Here is a 24523-nt window from a genome sequence, read left to right as displayed (position 1 = left end):
GCAAATCCCTCTATGAGGATTTCATTTGGGCTAATTAACGTATTTTTTGGAACTCTAAAGTAGGAACGTTTTATATTTACGCGTACTAAGCATTTTATATGGAAATTGATTGTTTGCCTTTTCGAAAGACCGGTTATTTTTCTAAACTGATTTGTGATTATATAGAGGAAAAAGAAACACTTACATCCCTTTACGGTCAATTTCCAAAACTGGAAAATTTTGAAAGGCAGATACGGGAGAAAAACGCAAATTTTTCGGTTTCCGGAAGGAAGACTTTGGTAAAGAGCCTGAAAGCACAATACGTGGACGTTAAAACTTCCAGTTTGACATCGGAAAACATTCAATCCTTACATGCTGAAAATACCTTTACGGTAACCACAGGGCATCAACTTAATCTCTTCACGGGACCTTTGTATTTTCTGTATAAAATCGTTTCGACAATCAACCTTGCCAAGGTTTTAAAGGAGACCTATGGCGATTATAATTTTGTTCCCGTGTATTGGATGGCGGCAGAAGACCACGATTTTGAGGAGATCAACTATTTCAATTTTAAAGGGAAGAAGATACAGTGGAACAAAAATGCATCGGGGGCGGTTGGTCATCTTTCCACGGAAGGTCTCGATGAAGTCTTCGAGATATTTTCAAATACCATCGGAGGAAGTAAAAATGCCGATTACCTAAAAAATCTTTTCACGGAAGCCTACCTGAAACATAAAAATCTGACAAGGGCCACACGCTATTTGGCAAATGAATTGTTCAAGGAGCAGGGGCTGGTAATAGTAGATGGTGACGATCATCATTTGAAGAAATTATTGGTTCCCTATATTAAAAAGGACCTATTCGAACAAGTCTCCTTTACATCGGTATCAAAAAAAATATCGGAAATACAGCAAATGGACCCAGATTATGGTATCCAGGTGAACCCCAGGGAAATCAACTACTTCTACCTTAAGGATGGCATTAGGGAGCGCATTGTGGAAAGGGATGGCAAATTTTATATCAACGATACCCAATTGTCTTTTACAAAAGAGGAATTACTGGAAGAGCTCCAAACGTATCCAGAACGATTTTCGCCCAATGTGGTGGCAAGACCTTTGTATCAGGAAGTAATATTGCCCAATTTGTGCTATATAGGCGGGGGCGGTGAACTGGCGTATTGGTTACAGTTAAAGGCCTCGTTCCAAGCCATGGAAGTACCGTTTCCTATACTATTATTGCGAAATTCGGTCTTGATAATTACCGAAAAACAGAATGAAAAGCTGGACAAATTGAACATAAGCCATGAAGACATTTTTTTAAAACTGCACAGTTTGATCAATAAGAAAATCAGGGAGGTATCGAACATAGACATAGATTTTTCACCGCAGAAAAAGTTTTTGGAAGAACAGTTCAAGGGGATGTACGATTTGGCCGAACAGACGGACAAGTCCTTTTTGGGAGCGGTAAAGGCCCAGGAAGTAAAACAGAAGAAAGGCCTTGATAAATTGGAAAAACGACTGTTAAAGGCCCAAAAAAGAAAATTGGAGGACCATGTGGTTCGGTTGACGGATATTCAGAACCAACTCTTTCCAGGACAGTCCCTTCAGGAACGCCAATTGAACTTTTCAGAACTGTATTTGGAACATGGTGAGGAATTGATACCAATGCTTCTAAAACACTTAAATCCATTGGATTTGAATTTTTTGGTACTCTCCATAAAGTAATTCTTAGCTTCCAAAGGCTGTAAAATAAATTAACTTCCCGGGTCGAATCGGGAAATTCAAAACATAATAATGCACGATATAGATATAGACATGGTCGAAATGACCTTGGACGTGGTCAAGTATGCCATTAACAGAATTACCCAGACCAATCCAGAACTAGGGAAACCAAAAACCGAATCCGAACTCAGAAAACTGGTAGGGGAGACGGTCACCAATTCTGGTATTGGAGGCGAAAAGGCCTTTGAACTCTTTCGGCAAGTACTTGTCAAGGCAACGGTACCTATTGATCATCCCAGGCATTTGGCCTTTGTACCTGCGGCCCCCACTAGAGCTGCCATTCTTTTTGATCTGGTGACTTCCGCCTCCAGTATCCACGGTGCGTATTGGATGGAAGGGGCAGGGGGCATATTTTGTGAGAACGAGGCCATGAAATGGTTGGTTTCACTGACAGGGATGCCAGAACCTGCCTTTGGCGTATTCACCAGTGGGGGAACGGCCGCAAATCTATCGGCTATTGTCACCGCTAGGGAAAAATGGAGAAAAAACCCAAAAAATATAAATCAGAAAGGCTTGTTGATAACCTCCATAGGCGCGCATTCGTCTATCAAGGCCATGGCCAAGGTAATTGATGCGGATGTGGTTTTGGTTCCCTCCGAAAATGCCATGAACGGGCCCCAATTGGAACACTTTTATCAAAACCTTACGGCCTCCCAAAAAAATCGGGTTTTTGCGGTGGTTGGTACAGGAGGTACCACCAATGCGGGTATTATTGATGATTTGGAAGGAATAGCCAATTTCTGCAGCTCCCATTCGATTTGGTTTCACGTGGATGCGGCCTATGGCGGCGGTGCTTTGGCATCCAAGTCGGTCAGACATCTTTTTAAAGGGATAGAAAGGGCTGATAGTGTTACCATCGACCCGCACAAATGGTTGTTTTCACCTTACGATTGTGGTGCTGTGCTTTATAAGAATCCAGAAGAGGCCAAGGAAGCCCATGCCCAAGAAGGCAGCTATTTGGAAATTTTTAAGGATGAAGGCGCCCATGGCTTTAATCCGTCTGACTACCAAATACAACTCACCAGAAGACTTAGGGGACTCCCATTGTGGTTTTCCTTGGCCACCCATGGTACCGAAAAATACGAGTGGGCCGTAGAGCAGGGGATAAAACTGGCAAAAATAGCTGGCGAGCTCATCGAACAAAATCCTGTCACGGAATTGGTGCGGGAACCAAGTCTTTCCTGTGTGCTTTATCGCAGGATTGGATGGTCTGCCGAGGATTATAGAAATTGGACCTATAGGAACCATGAAACTGGCTTTGCATTGGTAACGCCTACCAAATGGAAATCCGGCGATGGCTATGAAACGGTGTCCCGCTTCTGCTTTATAAATCCTGATACGACGAAAAACGATATTGAGGAAATTCTAAAAAGTATGGAATAAGTTGCCACTAAGGAACCAAGAACTCACCTTTCCAATTGTCTTCCTTCGCATAGGCTATTCGAATATGGTTAGGTCTTTTTAACTTTAAGTATTCGATTCTAAAAGGTTCAATTTCAATCATGGAGAAAAAATGGTCTCCGGTAAGGTATTCCAAGTTATCCGGATTTTTTAAAGTGCTACCCGGTGCAGTATCGGTCGTGTAATCCTTTTTATTGCTTTCGGGGATGTCCTTCCACATGATCTGAAGTTTGTTTTCATCGGTGACTACGGAAGCTAGTCCCTCGATCTTTACCTGTAAAAGTTTTTCGGGATGATAAAAAAGAAGGCTAACGTTCGGGTTTTCCGTAATATGGATGACTTTTTTGGAACGCTTATCGGTATAAAAACAAAGATGCCCGTTTTCATAGACGTGCCTTAGAACTATGGTGCGCAATCTTGGCAATTTGTCCACGCCCACGGTTGCAAATGTCCCAAATCTAAAGGGGTGTCCTTTTTCCTCAACGCCCTTTTTAAGTTCGTCCTGAAGTTCGTTCCAAAAGTAATCCATCATTTTTTTAATAAAAATACAAAATCAGGGTAGGGTTTTTTATGCCTTGGTTGTTATAAATACAAATTGCTATGAAAAAGAAGATTTAGTTAATGATTCATTTTTAGGTTGGTTTTTGATTTTAATTAGTAAGCTCGGGGTGGTTCCCGAGCTTTTCTTTTTTTAAAATGTAAGGTTTGTGAATTTTTGACGACTAAAAATGCGGAATACAAAGTGCTATGAAAGAGAAATTTTTCAGTATTGTATTCCAATTAGGTTGGTTGAGAAAGCCCGGTATTGGCCGGGCTTTTGTTTTTCCATAATTATTTTAAGTGGGAAATTCAATTTGTAGGAATTGATTCAACTATTTTATTTCCAGTTGATTGTATCTTATTATTTGAATTGATAAATAAACTACTTGACCTTGTAGTCCAGTCGCATGGTAATGGAGGCCGTTTTGTTTTTTGAATCGGTATTATAGGCCCCGCCCCAAGAATAATCCTCTCCGGAATTCTGACCTGTGATTTGAAAAACGCCCATTTTAGCGGAAACCAATTCACCTAAGTCACTACCTGAATTTTCAGCAATTTTTTCGGCTCTCAACCGGGCATCTTCGGTGGCCTTGGAAATCATTTCTATTTTAAGGTCGGCCAACTTTGTGTAATAATACCTTGGCGGATAGGAATTGAATTGAACCCCTTTGTTTAAAAGTTCCGTAATTTCCCTAGAGACGCTTTCTATCAGACTTACATCTTGTGACTCTATTTTTACGGTCTGCATAAGTTGGTACCCCCTAAAGATGCTGCCAACATATTTTCCGTTTTCGTATTTGTTGTCCCTTTGCTCAATGGTTTGCACGCTATTGAAAATAATCTGGTCGTCCTTGATGCCCTTGGAGGTCAAATAGTCCCGTACGATACTTTTATCGTTGTTCAATTGGTCAAAGGCCGATTTAAGATCCGTACTGTTGGCCGAAAACTGGCCTTCCCAGACAATTAGATCTGATGTAAAGTTTTCATTGCCCAACCCCGTAACCGAAATTATCTGTGGCGGATTGGCCCTTTTTACGTACGCATTGCCCAAGAAAAATGCTGCTATTACGATGGCGGCCGCAAAGATTATCGCTGAAATATGTTTCAAAACAATTGTCTTTAAATTCTGATAAATATACCAAAAGATAGTTTTCAAAAAACTTCAAATTGCTATTTTTGCCCATGCAAAATAATGTTCTTATACTGGATTTTGGTTCCCAATACACACAACTCATTGCTAGACGGGTTAGGGAATTGAATATTTTCTGTGAAATAAAACCGTACAATAAGCTGCCGGATGATTTAACCGAGTTCAAGGCCGTTATCCTTTCCGGGTCGCCACACTCCGTTAGGGCAGAAGATGCTCCGCATCCTGATTTAAGTAATATTAAGGGCAAGAAACCACTTTTGGGAGTTTGTTACGGAGCCCAGTATCTGGCACATTTTAATGGCGGTAACGTTGAAAAATCCAATACCAGGGAATACGGGAGGGCCAAGTTGGCTAAATTGTACGAACAAGACCCCTTTTTAAAGCATATTGAGGTAGGTAGCCAGGTGTGGATGAGCCATGCAGATACCATAAAAAATCTCCCTGAAAAATCAATTTTATTGGCCAGTACACACGATGTTGAAAATGCTGCGTTTAAGTTTATAGGGGAGGATACTTACGGAATACAATTTCACCCAGAAGTATATCACTCAACGGATGGAAAACAGATTTTGGAAAACTTTTTGGTACACATAGCCAAAGTAGCGCAAACTTGGACACCTGCCGCTTTTGTGGAAACCACGGTGGCCGAACTGAAGGCTAAGATCGGTGATGAGAAAGTAATCCTTGGACTATCCGGTGGGGTAGATTCTTCCGTGGCCGCCGTTCTTTTGAACAAGGCCATAGGCGATAATTTGCACTGTATTTTTGTAAATAACGGCCTGCTCAGGAAGAACGAATTTGAAGATGTACTGCATCAGTATAAGGACATGGGGCTGAATGTTAAGGGAGTGGATGCTTCGGCACGCTTTTTGGACGCGTTGGAAGGGGAAAGTGACCCGGAAAAGAAACGAAAGACCATTGGTAGGGTTTTTATAGAAGTTTTTGATGACGAGGCACATAAGGTTGAAAATGCAAAGTGGTTGGCACAAGGAACTATTTATCCAGATGTTATAGAATCGGTTTCCGCAACGGGAGGCCCATCGGCTACTATAAAAAGTCATCATAACGTAGGTGGTTTGCCAGATTTTATGAAGCTTAAGGTAGTGGAGCCACTAAAAATGCTTTTTAAGGACGAAGTGAGAAGAGTTGGTAAAAGTATGGGATTGGAACCAAACCTGTTGGGAAGGCACCCCTTCCCCGGGCCCGGTTTGGCAATACGAATTTTGGGAGATATAACTCGGGAAAAAGTTGCCATATTACAGGAAGTAGACCATATTTTTATACAAGGTTTGAAGGATTGGGGTCTTTATGATCAGGTTTGGCAGGCCGGAGCCATGCTTTTGCCCGTAAATAGTGTAGGGGTGATGGGCGATGAGCGTACCTATGAAAAGTGTGTCGCTTTGAGAGCCGTAGAAAGTACGGATGGTATGACCGCGGATTGGGTAAATTTACCGTACGAGTTTTTGCAAAAAACTTCAAACGATATAATCAACAAAGTGCCCGGCGTAAATAGGGTCGTATATGACATTAGCTCCAAACCGCCCGCAACCATAGAATGGGAATAATTATGAGAGGATTTATTAAGGTTTTTCTAACTGTTTGCTTTTGCACGTTTTTGGGATGTAAGGCCCTTGGCCAAAAATTTACGACCCATTCGGTAAAACAAAATGAAACTTTATACAGTATAGCCAAACAATACGGTGTTTCACAGGAAGAAATCCTAAAATATAACAAAGAGCTTAAAAACGGAGCGTCCTTGAGCATCAATACCATATTGGTAATTCCCAGTTCAAAGGGTGCCGTAACCAATACCAGGCCAAACCAAAAGGAAAAGGGCCAGGTCGCGAACGGGGAAGTGGCGGAACTGGTCAATCGAATAATGAACGATTCCGTTGCCAAAAGGGAACCCATAGGTTTTGTGGAACATAAGGTCAAGAAAAAAGAAACTTTATATGGTATTGCAAAGGAGTATGGGGTAACGGAAGAGGAAATCAAAAAGTACAACACCCAATTGTATGCCGCCCAATTGGATCGTAAAATGGTGATAAAAATCCCAAAATACAGAACACCAACGGCACCTCAAAATACTATTGATATAGGGGATTTTGAGAAATACATCGTGGCCCCAAAGGAGACAAGGTGGAGTATTGCCCATAAGTACGGAATTACCATAGATAGTATGTTGGTGCTGAACCCCTCGCTGTCCAAAACATCCAACTACTTACAGGAAGGTTACGAACTGTTGCTTCCGCGAATAGCCGGCTCCACGGTGGAGAATCAGGAAACGCAACTGTTTACTTCCTACACGGTGCCACCAAAAATGAACTTTTACAGGCTTGAAAAGGAATTTGGGGTGAAATCCGATGAAGTCGTGCGCCTAAATCCCGAGATTACGGAGCGTGGAGGGCTTAAAGAAGGTATGGTAATCCGTTTGCCAGAAAGAAGATTGGATCCAGGTGAAATCAATACGGATAATTATATTTTTTACGAAGTTAAACCCAAGCAGAACGAATTTCGATTGACCCGAAAGTTTGGAATGAGCTGGGAAGAGTTGATTCAGCTGAACCCAGAACTTAGGGATGGGCTTAAGGCAGGAATGGTACTCAAATTGCCCAAAAACCAAGTGGGCGATTTTGAGGTACGAAACTCCCTTGTATTGGATAAGATAAATCTTCTGGATAGTATCAATGTGGAAAACAGGCCCAAAATCATGTTCCTATTGCCATTTAGATTGGATAAATTGGATTTGAACGATACCGAAACAGTTGAGTGGACCATACAAAACAGGAATAGTCTAAAATACAGTCTTGGTCTCTATTCAGGTGCTTTGGTAGCGCTGGATTCCATAAAATCCCTTGGGGTATCGGTTGATGTGAAGACCTTTGACAATCGGCTGGACCTTCAAAGGACCAAGGAAATTCTACAGCGCGAAAATTTAGGGTCCTACAATGCCATTTTTGGTCCTTTGGATGTTCTGTCCCTAAAAGAGGCCTCAACGCAGGCGGCCAGTTACAATTTGCCCGTTATCGCACCTGTACCCGCCAAAAGCGATATAAGTCTAGGCAATGTATTTTTCTCCTACACGCCAGAGGAGACCTTACGGGAGCACCTGTTGAAATTTATATCGGATAAACGGGAGGACGAGAATATTATCATTATCGCAGATGCCAAACACAGGGTCGTAAAGGATTCTATTTTAAGCAAATTTCCATCGGCGAAATTGGTCACCGTAAAGGAAGAGGAGGAAAACATCGGTATCAACCGTGATAAATTGGAACAGCAATTGTCCAATGAAACAGAGAACTGGGTTTTTGTGGAGTCGGATAATTTTAAACTGATTTCCAGTGTGGTTTCTATTTTGAATTCCTTCCATAATTCCGTTTTGGAGATGGAGGACCCCAAGGCGAAAAAAATCCGTGTTCGCATGTTTACGACCGATAAAAACAATGCCTTTGACAACGACGTAATCTCAAGTACCCATTTGTCCAATCTACGATTTACATATCCATCCGTCTACAGGGAAGCCCCTTCAGATGCCTTTGAGCGAAGATATAAGGCAAAATACGGGGTCGTGCCGGACAGATTTGCGGTGCGAGGTTTCGATGTTACCTTTGATCTCCTATTAAAACTGGCATATAAGAACGATTTGTTGGATGTTTCAAAATTCATAGGGGAGACCCAATATAGTGGAAGTAAATTTGACTATGAAAAGGATATCTCTTCTGGATATTTCAACAAGGCTTCCTACATCATGGGGTATGACAATATGTATATCAAGGAATTGGAGTAAAAAACCATTTCAATTCTTAGTCATTTTACCAAGATAAATCGCCAAATCCCAGTAATTAGGATGAGATGCATATCGGTATTCATACTACTTTTTACAATGTCATGCTCCCTTATTAGGGCTCAGGAAGAGGTTCCATGGTCTCCCCAAGGTAAATTGGAATGGAAGGACTTTAAAGGGGATGTTCCCTTAGGCGCCAAAGCAGCGGCCACTACGGCTAGCGGGATCAGTTACAGTTTTTCCACTTTTTATGAAAAGGGCGAGATGAAAGTGGATTACCAAGTGCAGGCATTTTTTTATCCCGCCAAATCTTGGTACAGGCCCCAAATTTGCAACGATATAACCCTGCTCCACGAACAGTTGCATTTTGATATTTCCGAAGTATTTGCCAGAAAAATGCATCGTGAAATGTCCGAAACAAAATTTACAAAAAACATCAAACAGGAAGTACGCGTGCTTTACAAACGTATTTTAAAGGAGTTGGATGTATTCCAGCGGCGCTACGATTTGGAAACCGATTTTTCCCGAAATATCGAGAAACAAAAACTATGGCAAAGGCAAATAAACAGTCTTTTAAAAGGGGAAAGCAGTTCTTGAAGTATGCGGGCTTTTAATGGTTGTCAAATCGGTCCAAATAAAAAATCCCTTTTCAAAGAAAAGGGATTTTAAGTAATGATCCAAAGATATTAAACGTCGCAGATGGTCACACCTTGTTTCAAAGCGGCTATTTTATCTTCCCAACTGGGCACAAACTCCTGCGCTACATGTCCGGTATATCCGGTTTCCAAAATAGCTTTCATGACCGCTGGGTAGAATATCTCCTGTGTTTCGTCAATCTCGTGCCTGCCCGGGTTTCCTCCCGTGTGATAGTGACCGTAATATTGATGGTAGTCCTGTATGTTCCTAATTATATCACCCTCCATGATTTGCATGTGGTAGATATCGTACAATAATTTAAAGTTGTCCGAACCAATGGTCTCGCAAAGGGATACCCCCCATTGGGTGGTATCGCACATGTAATCCTTATGGTTTACCTTACTGTTCAAAAGCTCCATCTGAATGACAACGCCGTGCTCTTCGGCCATCGGTATTATTTCCTTAAGCCCTTTGGCGCAATTGCGTAGGCCCACCATGTCGTTCATACCGTTTCTATTCCCACTAAAACAAATCAGGTTGGTATAGCCACCCTCGGCTACCAAAGGAATGACCCTTTTGTAATCTTCAATGAGTTCTTTATGATATTGTGGGTCGTTCCACCCCTTTTCGATACCAAGACCGGCTCCCCAACACATGGAGGCGTGTATGTTATATTTTTTTAACAAAGGAAACTGTTCCGCGTCCACCAAATCGATGGCCCTAATGTCCAATTTATTCAGTTCCTGCAAAAACGTTTCAAAGGGAATGGAACCATAACACCAATAACAAGCGCTATGGTTGATATTATGCTTTAATTTAAATGGTTTCTCAGTAAGGTTTGCGCCCGTACCTGTACTAGCGGAAGCCATAAAACCTACGGATGCCACCGCAGAAGTACCTATAAAGTCCCGTCGTTTCATAATGGTTTTTAATTGTTGATTTCCTAAAGATAATTTTTTTAGATTTAAAAATGGAATTAAAGCCCGATAACCGAAAATTAATAGAATTGGCGCATTACAGGATGCCTTTTGGAAAATACAAGGGCCGCTATTTGGTGGATTTGCCAGAGGCTTATTTGGTCTGGTTCCAGCAAAAGGGTTTTCCAAATGGAAAATTGGGTGAATTATTGCGTTCTATGCTTGAAATAAAGACAAATAATTTGGAATCCCTAATTCGGGGAATTCAAAAACATTTTCCAAAGTAAAGTCGGTTAGTTCTGTTCTCAATTTGTACCTTTGTGTCCCGTAACATAGAAATCGAAAAATGGCACAAACCAAATACATCTTCGTTACGGGAGGCGTTACTTCATCCCTTGGAAAGGGTATCATTGCCGCATCATTGGCAAAATTACTTCAGTCAAGAGGTTACAAGACTACCATACAAAAATTAGATCCCTACATCAATGTAGACCCTGGTACACTCAACCCTTACGAACATGGTGAATGTTATGTTACCGATGATGGTGCGGAAACCGATTTGGACCTTGGACACTATGAACGTTTTTTAAACGTCCGTACCTCCCAAGCGAACAATGTTACCACGGGCAGGATTTATCAAAGTGTCATCGATAAGGAACGAAGAGGCGAGTTTTTGGGAAAGACCGTTCAGGTAGTTCCCCACATCACCAATGAAATCAAGGAACGGGTACAGGTATTGGGCAACAGTGGTGAATACGACATTGTCATAACCGAAATTGGCGGAACCGTGGGGGATATCGAATCCCTGCCCTACATTGAGGCCGTGCGTCAATTGCTTTGGGAATTGGGAGACAATAATGCTATTGTGGTGCATTTGACCTTGGTACCTTATTTATCCGCCGCAGGTGAATTAAAGACCAAACCTACCCAGCACTCCGTAAAGACCTTAATGGAAAGTGGTATAAAGGCCGATATTTTGGTATGCAGGACGGAACATAAAATCTCCGATGATATAAAGGATAAATTGGCCCTCTTTTGCAACGTAAAAAGGGAGGCGGTCATTCAAAGTATCGATGCGTCCACCATTTACGATGTCCCCATTCTGATGCAAGAGGAGGGATTGGACACCGTAACCCTGCAAAAATTGGCCTTACCCGATACCAATGAACCTGATCTTACCAATTGGAAGGAATTCTTGGAACGGCATAAAAACCCAAAGAACGAAGTAACGATCGGTTTGGTGGGTAAATACGTAGAACTTCAGGACTCCTACAAATCAATTTTGGAGGCCTTTATACATGCAGGTGCCAAAAATGAGGTAAAGGTCAATGTGCGTTCCGTACATTCGGAATACATTACGGACGGTAACCTGGAAAGCAAGCTGAAAGGATTGGATGGCATTTTGGTAGCCCCGGGTTTTGGGGAACGTGGTATCGAAGGGAAAATAAAGGCCGTTAACTATGCCAGAACCAACGAAATTCCATTTCTGGGGATATGCTTGGGGATGCAAATGGCCGTTATAGAATATGCAAGAAACGTATTGGAACTTAAGGAAGCAAGTTCCACCGAAATGAATTTGGATACCCCGGACCCGGTAATCAGTCTTATGGAGGAGCAAAAATCCATTACCAACAAAGGAGGTACCATGCGATTGGGTGCCTGGGATTGTCTCCTTAAAGAAGGAAGTTTGGTACAGGAGGTCTATGGCGGTGCCACGGAAATATCCGAAAGACATCGACATAGATACGAATTCAACAATAAATATAAAGCGGATCTGGATGCCGCCGGTTTGGTTGCATCGGGAACCAACTCCAAAACTAATTTGGTAGAAATCGTAGAATTGAAGGACCACCCTTGGTTTATTGGAGTACAATATCACCCGGAATATAAGAGCACCGTGGCCAATCCGCACCCGTTGTTCGTTGGTTTTGTAAAGGCCGCCTTGGTACACAAAAAGTCACAAACTAATGCCAGTATGGCATAAACTACGTATTTGGGCATATATTTGCTCCTTGAGAACCAAACATTTACCATCACATAGTATACTTAAATGGAAGAGAAGAAATTAGATGTAAAGTCTATCATTGGGTTTGTCTTGATTTTTGGAATCTTGATTTTCATGTTCTATCAAAACAAACCTACCCCGGAAGAATTGGAGGCACAGAAGGCGAAACAGGAACAAATGGATGCAGCGGCCGCTGAAGAGTCATCTCCTGAGGATATTGTAATCGACGATACGCCGGCCGTAAACCTAAATGATTCTACAGCCGTTGCAGGCTACAAGAGTCAAATAGGTGCATTTGGATTTACCACGCCAAAACGGGGAACCACGGTCTTGGAGAATGATGTGCTTTATTTGGAGATAAGTAACAAAGGAGGTCATGTGGTAGAGGCAAAAATGAAAAATTTTGTCACCTATGATTCGGTCCCCGTTTATCTGGTAAAGGATGGCAACTCAGCCTACTCCATTGATTTTTCCACCATGGATAACAGGGTCTTGAATACAAAGGACCTATTCTTTGAACCTACATTGACTAAATCTGGGGACAACCAAGTGCTTTCCATGAAAGCCAAAACCTCCAACAACCAGTTTTTGGAATATCGATATGAAATGAAGCCCGGTGAATATTTGGTGGATTTCACAGTGCGTACCCAAGGGCTGGACAGAATCCTCAACAGTAGCAAGCCTGTTACACTGGATTGGAAGATGAAAGGTATCCGACATTCCAAGAGTATCGAATATGAAAATAGATATACCCGTTTAACCTACCATCATGAGGATGGCAAATTAAGTAAACTTTCCGCCGGAGGCGATGATGAGGAAACCGAGGAGGACATCAAATGGATTTCCTACAGACAGCATTTCTTTAGCTCCATTTTAGGTACCGATGAACCCTTTAAAACAGGGGAGTTGAAATCCCAAGATTTGGTAGAGGAGGAAAGTAGGACTTTTGGCTTTACCAAAAATTATGCATCCAAACTCCCGTTGGAAATTAAGGGAGGGGAAATTGCCAAAAATATGTACCTCTATTATGGTCCCACGGACTTGGAAGTACTTTCCCAATACAAGGAGGCTGGCCTCGCAGACTCCATACCCTTTGGATGGGGAATTTTTGGATGGATAAACAGATATGTTTTTACTCCTTTTTATGGATTTTTGAGTACCTACTTCCCGTATGGAATCGCCATCATCATCATGACCATTCTGGTGCGTTTGGCCATGTCTCCCGTGACCTATAAGTCGTATTTGTCCCAGGCAAAAATGAAGGTACTACGGCCGGAAATCAATGAATTGAACGAAAAGTACAAGGACAATGCCATGAAAAAGCAGCAGGAGACCATGAAATTGTATGGTAAGGCAGGTGTTAGTCCTATGAGCGGTTGTGTACCGGCATTTTTACAGATGCCTATTTTCTATGCCCTATTTATGTTTTTTCCCACGTCCTTTGCGTTACGCCAAAAGTCGTTTTTATGGGCGGACGACCTTTCCTCCTTTGATACCATTTATCAATTTCCGGAAGGCTTCTCCATACCATTCTATGGCGACCATGTGAGCCTTTTTCCAATTTTGGCCTCCATTGCCATCTTCTTTTACATGATGATGACCACGGGACAAAATATGCCCACCCAACCTGGGATGCCCAACATGAAGTTTATCATGTACTTGATGCCTTTTATGATGTTGTTCTTCTTTAACAACTATGCCAGTGGTCTTAGTTTGTATTACTTTATTTCCAACTTGATCACCATTGGAATTATGCTCGTTATCAAGAATTTCATTCTGGATAATGATAAGATCCATGCCCAGATACAGGAGAATAAAAAGAAGCCTAAAAAGGAAAACAAGTTTCAGCGTAAAATGCGCGAAATGATGGAACAAGCGGAAGCACAGAAAAAGAAATAACCCTTTTTTTAACCCGGATTATACATTAGAAAAGCTGTTACAGCTAAATATCGCTTCAAAATAAATCGCTGCGCTGTGTTTTAAATTTCACCATAGCGGTGCTATGCTAAAATTTCCAAACCACTTTATTTTTTTGCGCTTTTCACCTTCACGAGGTTCCCTAATGCAAATACCGGGTTTAAGATTATAAAATGAAAAGCCTCTACGTAGTTCGTAGAGGCTTTTGCCATTGATTAAGGTTTGGTTTGGTAAGATTTGGGAATGTAAAATTGCGACTTGTTCACAGATAAAAAAAAACTTAGTTGCAAAGGGTCTTTAGTTGTATGCTAAATGTTGTTTATATGATGTTTGAGAACATACAAGAAAAGCCTCCCTAGAATAAGGAAGGCTTTTTATCAAAGTTACGTTTCAAAAATTAATGTAGGGCATCAATAATTTCCTGTGGCAAAAGTACTTTATCTATAATATGTACAATACCGTTGCTGGTCATTACATCTGGCATTGTTACGTTGGCATCCACGTGTGTTTTATCCCTAATCTGTACACCGTGGTTTAAAATAGCGAATAGGGATTCCCCTTGTACGGTTACAATCTCCTGATGGTCGGATAGGTCAGTAGAGGCCACTGCGGCTCCTGCAACTACATGGTAGGTAAGCAATTGGGCCAACAGCACCTTCTCCTCATCGGTATCAAAATCTTCTAGGCTATTGAAGTTTTCACCCAGACTATCCAACAGGGCCGCAAATGCTTCGTTTGTTGGTGCGAATACCGTAAATGGACCTTCGCCACTTAAGGTAGCTACCAAACCAGCATCGGCCTGAATCAATGCAGCTACTAGGGAACTCAAGCTTTCTGTAGCTTGGGCAGCTTCTACAATATTGGGCACGGGAGGTACCAACGCGTCCAGAGCTGCCTGAGGTAACAATACTTTGTTGATAATATGTACAACGCCATTGCTTGCCTCAACATCAGGCATTGTTACCGTCGCGTTTTCTCCGGTGGCATCGGCCACGTGAACGGTGCCATCCTTTATATTAATGGCCACGTTTTCTCCTTGAAATGTCTCAATTTCCTGTCCATCGCTCAATGCTGTTGAAAAAGCAGCCGTTCCGGCAACGACATGGTAGGTCAGAATGGTTACCAGTAAATCCTTTTCGGCATCGGTATCAAAATCGGACAGACCATTATAATCATCCCCTAAGGTATCCAACAACGCGGCAAAAGCTTCGTTTGTTGGCGCAAAAACGGTAAAAGGACCATCGCCGTTCAAAGTTTCCACCAGACCGGCATTCGCCTGGGTTAGAGCCCCAACCAAAAGGCTTAAATTGTCTGTTTCCACAGCAATATCCACTATGGACTTTAATTGCATTTGGGTTACGAAATCAATGGCACTTTGAGGCAGTAATACCTTATCAATCGTATGTGCAACACCATTGGATGCCATTATATCGACCCCGGTAATATTGGCGTCCGTACCAGAAGCATCCCCAATTACAAAGGTATCCCCTGAAGCGATAACCTCTATGCTGTTATCTGGAAGGGCAGTTGGTACTTCCCCGGGGGCTAAATCGGTCGACTTAACCTCAGCAGCTATTACATGGTATAACAAGATGTCTTTTAAGAGGGCCATTTCTTCCATAGTGTCAAAGTCATCCAAACTATTGTAGTCGTCCCCAAGAAGCTCCAACAAAGCCACGAAAGCATCATCCGTAGGTGCAAAAACGGTAAAGGGGCCATCAGAACTTAAAGTAGCGACCAAATCGGCTTTGATTACTGCAGCTTCCAAAATGGAAAGTGTTTCGGTATCCACCACAATATCTACCAAGCTACCAGTTTCATTTTCCATTTCGCCCGCATTCAAGGCATCGATAATTTCTTGGGGCAGCAATACTTTATCAATAACGTGAACGATTCCATTGCTAGCTGTCACATCAGGAATAATTACTTGGGCATTCATGTCAGTAGCATCATCAATAAAAACGCCACCTTCCAAACTAATGGTAAGCTCCTCTCCTTGAACGGTCGTGACCATCATACCATCTGTCAAGTCTGTAGAGGCGGCGGCCGTACCTGCTACCACATGATAAGTTAGAATTTTGGCAAGTAGGGCACGTTCTTCATCCGTATCAAAATCTTCCAAGGAATCAAAACCCTCCAATTGCCCTAACAGCGCTGCGAAGGCATCATTTGTAGGAGCAAATACGGTAAAAGGGCCATCGGAGCTCAATGTTCCAACCAAATCGGTTCCCTCATTAATATCTGCAGTAGTTAGTGCGCTCACGAGGGATGTCAGAGCATCTTCATCTTGGGCAATGTCAACAATGGTAGCTGAATCCACAACTATGGGTTCTTCATTCTCGTCCTCGCTACAGGAAAAGGCAAAAGCCAACACCAATAGTGTCAGAATAGGTTTAAAATAGGTAGTAATTGTTTTCATATTATTTTTGTTTAAGTAATTTTAAATAAAGTTAAACAATATGAAATGTTCGTATTTAAAGCTTTGTTAAAATTTAGGGTCTGAGCTGATGGTTTTTTACATGCCATTCATCGATGAAGTGTAATAAAATCTCTTGATATTAATTAAAGCAAGGACCATTTCCATATCGAAAATTTTATCAAACTTTAACATAATTGATTGTTTTTAAGATGATTCAGATTGGTAGTTGTAATAGAAATCGTTATCCCGCTTTGGATGACAATTATTAATTTGGATTGGCCAACTTTTCAATAATGTAGTTGTTGATGTACCGGTACCGTAATTTTGTACTTTTGTAGCGACAAAGCAGTCAACATGAAAAAAGTTGTAATTGGACTTTCTGGCGGTGTGGATTCCAGTGTGGCAGCCTATCTTTTAAAAGAACAGGGTTATGATGTCATTGGACTCTTTATGAAGAATTGGCATGACGACTCCGTAACAATTTCTGAAGAGTGCCCTTGGCTGGAGGACAGCAATGATGCCCTTATCGTTGCGGAAAAGTTGGGTATTCCCTTTCAAACAGTGGACCTGAGCGTTGAGTACAAGGAGCGCATCGTGGACTACATGTTCCGTGAATACGAAATGGGGCGTACGCCAAACCCAGATGTGCTGTGTAACCGCGAAATAAAATTCGATGTTTTTCTTAAGATAGCCTTGCAGCTAGGTGCGGATTTTGTTGCAACCGGGCATTATTGTAGAAAAGGGACCATTACAAATGCGGATGGAACTGAAACCTATCAGTTATTGGCCGGTAAGGATACAAATAAGGACCAGTCTTACTTTTTGTGCCAACTTTCACAGGAACAGCTGTCCAAGACCTTATTTCCCATTGGGGAATTGACCAAACCTGAAGTCAGGCAGATTGCCGCAAAGATGCATTTGATTACGGCCGATAAGAAGGATTCTCAAGGTCTTTGTTTTATTGGTAAGGTACGATTGCCAGAATTCCTGCAACAGCAACTCAAACCCAAAAAAGGTAAAATTGTTGAGGTTCCTTCAAGTGAAAATAAATTTGAGCTTACAGTTCCCAATTTTGACGACAAAGTATCGGAACTTGCCTTTTTTGCCAGAAAACCTCAGTACTCCCTTGAAGACGGAAAGATAGTAGGGGAGCACCAAGGGGCCCATTATTTCACCAAGGGACAGCGTAAGGGGCTTAATGTGGGAGGGACCAAGGAGCCATTATTTGTAATTGAAACGGATGTTGAACAGAATATCATTTACACGGGCCAGGGAAAGTCGCATCCCGGACTCTATAGGAGAACTTTGTTCGTACAGGAAGAGGAAATTCATTGGGTCCGACCAGATTTAAGCTTGCATTCCGATGAAAGCCTTAAGGTGAAGGCACGAATTAGATACAGGCAAGAACTTCAGGAAGCCACCCTTTATAAAATAGAAGGTGGTATGTATGTGGATTTTGAGGAAAAACAATCGGCCATCACGGAAGGCCAGTTCGTTGCCTGGTATCTTGGTGAGGAGCTAGTAGGTTCTGGGGTAATTTCGTAGGTGAACTTTCCGTCAAGCATTAAATTGGTAAATAAGGGATGCAAAACAGGATAACCGAATTATTTCAAATAAAATATCCCATCATTCAGGCAGGGATGGTCTGGGCCAGTGGATGGAAATTGGCATCCGCTGTTTCCAACGCAGGTGGATTGGGTCTTTTGGGTGCAGGAAGCATGTATCCGGAGATACTTAGGGAACACATCCAAAAATGCAAAAATGCTACCAATAGACCTTTTGGGGTAAATGTTCCAATGCTCTATCCAAATGTTCAAGAGATTTTTGAAATCATCGAAGAAGAAGGAGTACGCATCGTTTTCACTTCAGCAGGAAACCCCAAAACCTGGACGGGGTATTTAAAGGAACGTGGAATAACCGTTGTACACGTTGTTAGCAGTCTAAAATTCGCCCTAAAGGCCCAAGAGGCCCGGGTGGATGCCATTGTGGCCGAGGGCTTTGAAGCGGGTGGACACAACGGTAGGGACGAGACAACTACCTTTGTCCTTATACCCTTGGTGAAGGAGAAAATCCAAATTCCTGTTATAGCTGCTGGCGGAATCGCCACTGGGGCTGGTATGCTTGCTGCCATGGTTCTTGGTGCCGATGGCGTACAAATTGGAAGTAGGTTCGTGGCCACTAATGAAGCCTCCAGTCATATAAATTTCAAGCATCAGGTGGTTAAGGCACAAGAAGGGGACACGCTATTGACCTTGAAGGAGTTGACTCCGGTTCGTCTATTAAAGAATAAGTTTTATTCCGATGTGCAGGCCGCTTATGCTAGGGATGCCAAACCGGAAGAACTCAAGATTCTATTAGGAAGGGGCAGAGCAAAAAAAGGTATGTTCGAAGGTGACCTGGAAGAGGGCGAACTCGAAATAGGTCAGGTCTCATCCATTATCCATGATATAAAACCTGCCAAGGAAATCATGGAGGAAATCATCGATCAATACAATGGATGTCTTAAACTACTTTGCAACGGGAAATAGAAATCCTCATTAAAACGAATCTTAAGTTAATTTTCTTCCTTTGAAAAAGTGAACGTTATCCTTGTACTGGTCAACACGCCATTTACTTCCTGAACGTCTAGGGAAAGGGTATATGAAAATTGTGAATCATCCTCGTTAAAGGAGACATTATAAACATTGGAGCCACAGGACACTACCAATAAAAGATCCTTTTGATTCAATTGCCAAGTCCCTGATGTGGTATTCTTCGTGCAGCCATCCGTTTGTGTACCCGTGTTATAGGTATAGGTCCTATTTTCGTTGAACGTGTAAAATGCATCCTTGGAACAATCGCTGGACTGGTTGTAAATATCCGTGCTTGGATTGTCTTCGGAATCATTGCTTATATCCACCTCCGTATCCGCCGTTATTCCACTGATTTTCCAGGTTCCTACCAGCGTAACTTCCGTTTCCAACAAATCTCCGGTTAAAGGCGATGGACATTCTACAGGGTCCTCGTTTAAATCACAATTAACGAATAGCATGCATAGTACGACAACTCCCAAATTTTTAAAAACATGTAAGTTCATAAGGCTTCTTTTTTGAAAAGATGCGCTTATTGAAAAAGGTTGCCTAAGATGTTTGACTTTTTTAATGGAGTATTTTCTTTAAGCTCCTTTATCCTGTTGCTTCAAACTACCCAAGTACTCCATAAGGTCCCGTAGCTCCCTTCTGGTAATAAGACGGCCCATGGCGGGCATTCTAAAAAGAATACTAATAAAATCTAAATATCTCCTGATAATTCAAGTTTTGTTGACTGAATATTTGTGAAAATAATCTTGCTGTACACCTTAAAATATAAGCGCTTATTAAAATTATTAGGAACATTCCAATTAAATTCAACGGGAAAAAATCGTTCATTTTGTCGGTTATTAAATCATGTTGTACGAGATAAATCTCCAAACAGAGTCCACCAACAATTTTTATAACATCGCCAATAAATCTATGATTATAAAGATATTTGAGTTCTTTAGTGTTGCTTAATTTATAAAAATAGAAGGTCATACCAAGAAGTGGAATAATTGATATTATTTCCATTTGCCTTGGCATAACATTAATTCTTACAGAATATAGCATACCATAAAATATTAAAATGCATAAAAGAACTAGTAACAGGTTGTTTGAAAACCTATGTTTAATTTTATGCTGATAAACTCCACAAATTGAGCCAAGGAGCATAAATAAGAAATAAAAACCCCATCTAAAATAGGAATCATCACCATAAAAGGAAGCGTTACTTCTTTTGTCGATGAATAAAAACCATACCAAAATTATTAAAAATGAGATTGACCAAGCTAATATTAATTTGTTAGACATTGTTCTATTTACAATAAAAAGAAACACGTAAAGAACCATTATACAAGTAATGAACCATCCACCTCCATAGAGTAAAATTTGTATAATATTTTGTGTATTATTAAAGAAAATAGTACTTAAAATAGCCCAAGCAAATACGGTTGGATAAATTCTCCTTATCCTTTTTTTATAATACTGATCAAATCGACCAAGAGGTTTTAGAAAAAGTGTGAATCCAGATGCAAAAAAGAACAAACTGTTGCCCATTGTACCCCCTGTTGCAAAAGAACTAATGGGATATAATACCTCAAAATTAGAATTGGTGATGAGTATTGCGGCAATGCACTTTAATATATCAATACCAATATTTCTTTCTTTCTTTTTTGGTAACATAAATAATTATTCTTTTTAAAGAATAGAATCAGGTTTTACTTTTTGATAATATATCAGAATATCTTATCCTAAGAAGTCTTAAATATTTAAATCATTTTAAGCTCCTTTATCCTGTTGCTTCAAACTACCCAAGTACTCCATAAGGTCCCGTAGCTCCCTTCTGGTAATGAGACGGCCCATGGCGGGCATGGAGGATACCGAGTTCTCCCTCTTTTTTATTCTTCCTTTTGGAACGCGCATAGGTTCCGCTTCAGACGTACGTAACAACAGTTCTTTGTTATTTTCTTCCAAAGGTACGCCGGAGACCACCTGCCCATCGGTTAGGGTGAGGTTTACGGTTCCATATCCGGGCGCCAATCTCGCACTGGGTTCAATAAGGGCTTCCAAAATTTGTTCACGGGTCAAAATATTCGCGATATTATCCAGCGGGGGACCTACCTCTCCTCCGGAGCCGTTTACCGCATGACAGCGTACGCACTGGGCCGTTGGATTGCTATTGAAAACATCCCTTCCGTTCCATCGATTTCCGCCGTACAAGGTCTCCAGATAAGAATCGGCCGTGTAGCCCGCTTCATTCAACTTGTCCATTTTAGCGATTAAAACCGAATCTTCGGTTGCCGATACTGATTCCATCAAATCGAGGATGATATCCTGTCCCAACCTATTTTTACTGGCTTTGTCAATGAGACTGTTCAAGATGGCATTGGTTTTATCCTTTGGCAAATCGCCCAATACATTTAACATACTTTGTTGTTCCCTTGTAGAACCATTTTGAAAAATGGGGTCGACCAAGGTGGGAAGCTTTTCTTTGGGTAGGTTCAATTGGGCCAATAATCCCACCGCCGCAGTTCTCACTTCCTCGTTGGTATCTTTCATGCCCAAGGACATGGCTACCTCCATTCTTCCGTAGTTCAGATTTCCCAAAGCCGATAGTATAGTGGCCCTAACATCAGGGTTTTTACTATTCCTGAAAATGTTGAAGAGTTTGTCATTGTAGCTATCGATACCCACAGCACTTAAAGCCTTTGCTACCCCAATGAGGATTTCCGGATTTCTTTGCTCCAGAAAAATGGGGATTTCCTTCTCCAACCGGTCTTTTAATTGACTGTTGTCCCTGATGATTTCGCCCCTATACCTACCATCGACCCGGTCCAAAACAGATGGTTTGTTCCATGTGCTTAAGGCCGATAGCGCCTCGCCCCTCAAAACATTGGAAACGCTCTCCTTTTTCGCAAAATCGATCAGGTCCTGTAAGGCCTCGTCACTTCCCACACGCAACGCCGCATTGATGGCCCTTCTCAACAAGGGTTCAGATTTGTACTTTTCGCTTCTCAGTAGTGCGGCAAGATTTGGCAAGGCAGCTTCTATGGACCAATCATCGTTGATGGCCCTGGCCGCTTCCGTAACGATGTAGGTGTCCGGATCTGATAGGAATACGCTTATTTCCGGACTCTCAAGTCTTCTCAGCACCAGTACGGCGGCCAAACGTAGACTTCTATCTTCATGCCCTGCCAAGGCGACCATGGGTTCTACCTTCCCTATTCTGGAAAGGGCAAGAACCGCAGCATGCCTCAAATAGAGGTCTTGGTCATCATTGGCAGCAAGCATTTGAATCAATGGCTCAATCGCAGGTTCATAGCCTAAACGTCCCATGGCCTGCGCGGCGTAAAATTTCACCCGGTCGTTCTCATGGGTCAGTAAGGATAGCAATGTATCCGATGCATCTGGGTACCGAACGTCGCCCAAAACTTTGGCCACTTGGGCAATAATCTCAGGATCGTTATCCGATAACAAAGTCACCAAAGGTTCCGCTTTTTTTGGATTCTCCGAGGCAATTTGGCCGATGCCCCAAATGGCATGGATCCGGGCGAATTGATTTTCTTCTTCCACTATGGCCTTTTCCAAGGCCCGATATCCCCAAAATGTCCTATTGGCAAGTTCAAACTGGGCCTTTAACCTGATACGCATATCCTCATAACTTAATAACTTGATGAGGTTTTCCGTGTCATCATCCCTATAATTATGGGTCATAAGCCTTTGGGTTTCCAAACGTTGTTGTTCCAAATCGTTTTCCGCCTCCGTAACGTCCAATTTCCAAACCCGACCAAAATCCTTAGATCCCCATCCATTGATCCAATCGGCTAGATACAAGGCTCCGTCAGGTCCAAAGGCGATACCCGTGGGCAGAACTCCTGTTAAAATGGATTCGTCCGAACCCAGTTCAAAAGATGCTCCTTTCGGCTTTAGGTCAAAGGACCAAATATGGGACCTGCTGGGATCGCCCACGAACTCCACCAAAAAGAATTTGTCCAACCATTTTTTTCCCAGGGCCGTTCCCGGGTTATAGAGCATTCCGGTTGGGCCATTGTGAAAATTCTGGATCGGGGGAATGATATAAGCGGCTTGTCCTTCCCATCTTGGCACATATAGTTTTTCGTCCATCCAAACATTATATCCATTATTGTTTGGGTCCGTATACTTGCCATATTGCCAGTTCGCACGCCACCCGGCATCTGAGCCTTCCACAATATGGACCAATCGCTCGCTCTCGCCCTTGTGGTCCCCGTCATTATCGGAGGAAATAATATTTCCATAGGCATCGAATACAAATTCATGGGTATTTCGTAGCCCACGGGCAAATATTTCAAAGTTGCTTCCGTCCGGATTACTACGTACGATGACCCCTTGATTGGGATATTTATGGTTTACACCATCAACCGTGGTAATGTTCGCGCCAATATCGCCAATGCCCCAATAAATCTTGCCGTCAGGTCCTTGGGTTGCCCCGGACATGCCGTGTCCCCCAAAACCGATATGTACCGCAAAACCGGTCGCTATGCTTGTTTTTTCATCCAAGATTTTATCCCCATTGGTATCCTTTAGGCGATACATATCCGGTCCAATGCCCACAAAAACATCCTCGTCCCGTACCAAAAGTGCTCCGGCAACATCATTGATTTCGTCATTAAAATCGTTGAGGATTTGGGTCGATACATCGGCAATGCCATCTCCGTCAGAATCTTCCAACATCCAAACTTCGTCCTTTTGAACCGCCAAGTCCTGCCAATCATGAATGGAATCATTATTAAGATCGGGAAACCATTGATTCTCCTTACTTTTTTCCGGTGCGAAGGTCTCCCTAAGAAAAGCCCTTCTATCTTCAACGGATTGCAGGCCTATGGATGCGGTCATCCAATCCCGATGCCCACGAATATCGAATTCGGAATTTTTATTTCTATTGGATCGGGTAATGTATATCCTACCTTCGTTATCTACATCCATGGCGATAGGGTCCGGAGCTAGGGAATCGGTGGCCCAAAGACTTAATTTTAGGCCATCTGCTACGATGGCGGAAACCCCTGCCCTTGCTGATTCTATTTTTTCTGCTATGGCCGTACTGTCTTCATAGATCACTACCGGGGTTTCAACGGGTTTGTTATTTTGACAGGAATTAATCGCTACTAATACAATGAGAATTATTGGGGCTTTAAAAAGGAATCGCATGATATTCTTTACGGATTTACAAGCTCTAAAAATAGTAATTATCAAATTCAAACTAACGGAAAAAGTATGTGGATTTATAAATTAACCTATGCGAAAATTTGAAATTTATAATTTTATGTACCGATTATTGCCTAAATACATGAATTTTCCCCATTTTCCATGAGTACAAAACGCTGGGCATCGATTATATTTGAGACTGCATTTATTGGCACCGCCAAAGGGTTTAATACCCCAAGTCTGGACTCGAAATTA

General features: G+C 42.0%; 17 protein-coding genes. 10 read left to right on the top strand and 7 right to left on the bottom strand.

Features of this window, described 5'->3' with window-relative positions; translation table 11 throughout:
• The first annotated feature begins 98 nt into the window (after positions 1-98).
• Together bshC and FEK29_RS14905 are read left to right on the top strand one after the other, a co-directional pair.
• Positions 99-1703, top strand: coding sequence for a bacillithiol biosynthesis cysteine-adding enzyme BshC (bshC, locus tag FEK29_RS14910; protein WP_138259233.1), 1605 nt, complete (start codon positions 99-101; stop codon positions 1701-1703).
• A 69-nt stretch (positions 1704-1772) separates the two neighbouring features.
• On the top strand, positions 1773-3143 hold the full coding sequence (locus tag FEK29_RS14905; protein ID WP_138259232.1) for a pyridoxal phosphate-dependent decarboxylase family protein: 1371 nt from the start codon (positions 1773-1775) through the stop codon (positions 3141-3143).
• Positions 3144-3150: 7 nt separating this feature from the next.
• On the opposite strand, the gene FEK29_RS14900 is transcribed toward FEK29_RS14905, so the two are convergent.
• Both FEK29_RS14900 and FEK29_RS14895 read right to left on the bottom strand, forming a co-directional pair.
• A complete protein-coding gene (locus FEK29_RS14900) occupies positions 3151-3693 on the bottom strand; it encodes a pyridoxamine 5'-phosphate oxidase family protein (protein WP_138259231.1) in 543 nt (180 codons plus the stop codon).
• A gap of 390 nt (positions 3694-4083) precedes the next feature.
• Positions 4084-4809 (bottom strand): SIMPL domain-containing protein, encoded by a 726-nt coding sequence (locus FEK29_RS14895; protein ID WP_138259230.1) that lies wholly within the window; start codon positions 4807-4809, stop codon positions 4084-4086.
• Between the two features lie 74 nt (positions 4810-4883).
• On the opposite strand from FEK29_RS14895, the gene guaA reads away from it, so the two are divergent.
• The 3 genes from guaA to FEK29_RS14880 all read left to right on the top strand — a co-directional run bounded on the left by guaA (position 4884) and on the right by FEK29_RS14880 (position 9235).
• A complete protein-coding gene (gene guaA / locus FEK29_RS14890; protein WP_138259229.1) occupies positions 4884-6416 on the top strand; it encodes a glutamine-hydrolyzing GMP synthase in 1533 nt (510 codons plus the stop codon).
• A 2-nt stretch (positions 6417-6418) separates the two neighbouring features.
• Positions 6419-8641 carry a PBP1 and LysM peptidoglycan-binding domain-containing protein gene (locus FEK29_RS14885; protein WP_240042764.1) on the top strand — a complete coding sequence of 741 codons (2223 nt, stop codon included), beginning with the start codon at positions 6419-6421 and terminating at the stop codon, positions 8639-8641.
• Between the two features lie 96 nt (positions 8642-8737).
• Complete coding sequence (locus FEK29_RS14880; RefSeq protein ID WP_240042763.1) at positions 8738-9235, top strand: DUF922 domain-containing protein; 498 nt, start codon at positions 8738-8740, stop codon at positions 9233-9235.
• 89 nt (positions 9236-9324) lie between these two features.
• On the opposite strand, the gene FEK29_RS14875 is transcribed toward FEK29_RS14880, so the two are convergent.
• Positions 9325-10194 (bottom strand): hydroxypyruvate isomerase family protein, encoded by an 870-nt coding sequence (locus tag FEK29_RS14875; RefSeq protein ID WP_138259227.1) that lies wholly within the window; start codon positions 10192-10194, stop codon positions 9325-9327.
• Between the two features lie 50 nt (positions 10195-10244).
• On the opposite strand from FEK29_RS14875, the gene FEK29_RS14870 reads away from it, so the two are divergent.
• From FEK29_RS14870 to yidC, 3 genes are all read left to right on the top strand, one after another.
• Complete coding sequence (locus FEK29_RS14870; RefSeq protein WP_138259226.1) at positions 10245-10478, top strand: DUF3820 family protein; 234 nt, start codon at positions 10245-10247, stop codon at positions 10476-10478.
• 59 nt (positions 10479-10537) lie between these two features.
• On the top strand, positions 10538-12175 hold the full coding sequence (locus FEK29_RS14865; protein ID WP_138259225.1) for a CTP synthase: 1638 nt from the start codon (positions 10538-10540) through the stop codon (positions 12173-12175).
• A gap of 66 nt (positions 12176-12241) precedes the next feature.
• Positions 12242-14095 (top strand): membrane protein insertase YidC, encoded by a 1854-nt coding sequence (gene yidC, locus FEK29_RS14860; RefSeq protein ID WP_138259224.1) that lies wholly within the window; start codon positions 12242-12244, stop codon positions 14093-14095.
• Between the two features lie 415 nt (positions 14096-14510).
• Here the strand turns inward: yidC and FEK29_RS14855 are convergent, their stop codons facing one another.
• On the bottom strand, positions 14511-16532 hold the full coding sequence (locus tag FEK29_RS14855) for a fasciclin domain-containing protein (protein ID WP_138259223.1): 2022 nt from the start codon (positions 16530-16532) through the stop codon (positions 14511-14513).
• A gap of 354 nt (positions 16533-16886) precedes the next feature.
• Between FEK29_RS14855 and mnmA the strand changes: the two genes are divergently transcribed.
• The gene (gene mnmA, locus FEK29_RS14850) at positions 16887-18077 is read left to right on the top strand and encodes a tRNA 2-thiouridine(34) synthase MnmA (protein WP_138259222.1); all 1191 of its coding nucleotides are present in this window, start codon (positions 16887-16889) and stop codon (positions 18075-18077) included.
• Positions 18078-18115: 38 nt separating this feature from the next.
• On the top strand, positions 18116-19060 hold the full coding sequence (locus tag FEK29_RS14845; RefSeq protein WP_138259221.1) for an NAD(P)H-dependent flavin oxidoreductase: 945 nt from the start codon (positions 18116-18118) through the stop codon (positions 19058-19060).
• Between the two features lie 26 nt (positions 19061-19086).
• Here the strand turns inward: FEK29_RS14845 and FEK29_RS14840 are convergent, their stop codons facing one another.
• The 3 genes from FEK29_RS14840 to FEK29_RS14830 form a co-directional block, all read right to left on the bottom strand.
• The gene (locus FEK29_RS14840; RefSeq protein WP_138259220.1) at positions 19087-19608 is read right to left on the bottom strand and encodes a DUF5004 domain-containing protein; all 522 of its coding nucleotides are present in this window, start codon (positions 19606-19608) and stop codon (positions 19087-19089) included.
• Between the two features lie 184 nt (positions 19609-19792).
• A complete protein-coding gene (locus tag FEK29_RS14835) occupies positions 19793-20767 on the bottom strand; it encodes an acyltransferase family protein (protein ID WP_138259219.1) in 975 nt (324 codons plus the stop codon).
• A 96-nt stretch (positions 20768-20863) separates the two neighbouring features.
• Positions 20864-24271 carry a HEAT repeat domain-containing protein gene (locus FEK29_RS14830; RefSeq protein ID WP_138259218.1) on the bottom strand — a complete coding sequence of 1136 codons (3408 nt, stop codon included), beginning with the start codon at positions 24269-24271 and terminating at the stop codon, positions 20864-20866.
• Between the last annotated feature and the right edge of the window lie 252 nt (positions 24272-24523).

This window comes from Maribacter aurantiacus (assembly GCF_005780245.1).
Taxonomy (GTDB): Bacteria; Bacteroidota; Bacteroidia; order Flavobacteriales; family Flavobacteriaceae; genus Maribacter; species Maribacter flavus.
The sequence above is the reverse complement of the archived record's forward strand: the minus strand, read 5'-3'. Positions and strand labels throughout refer to the sequence as shown.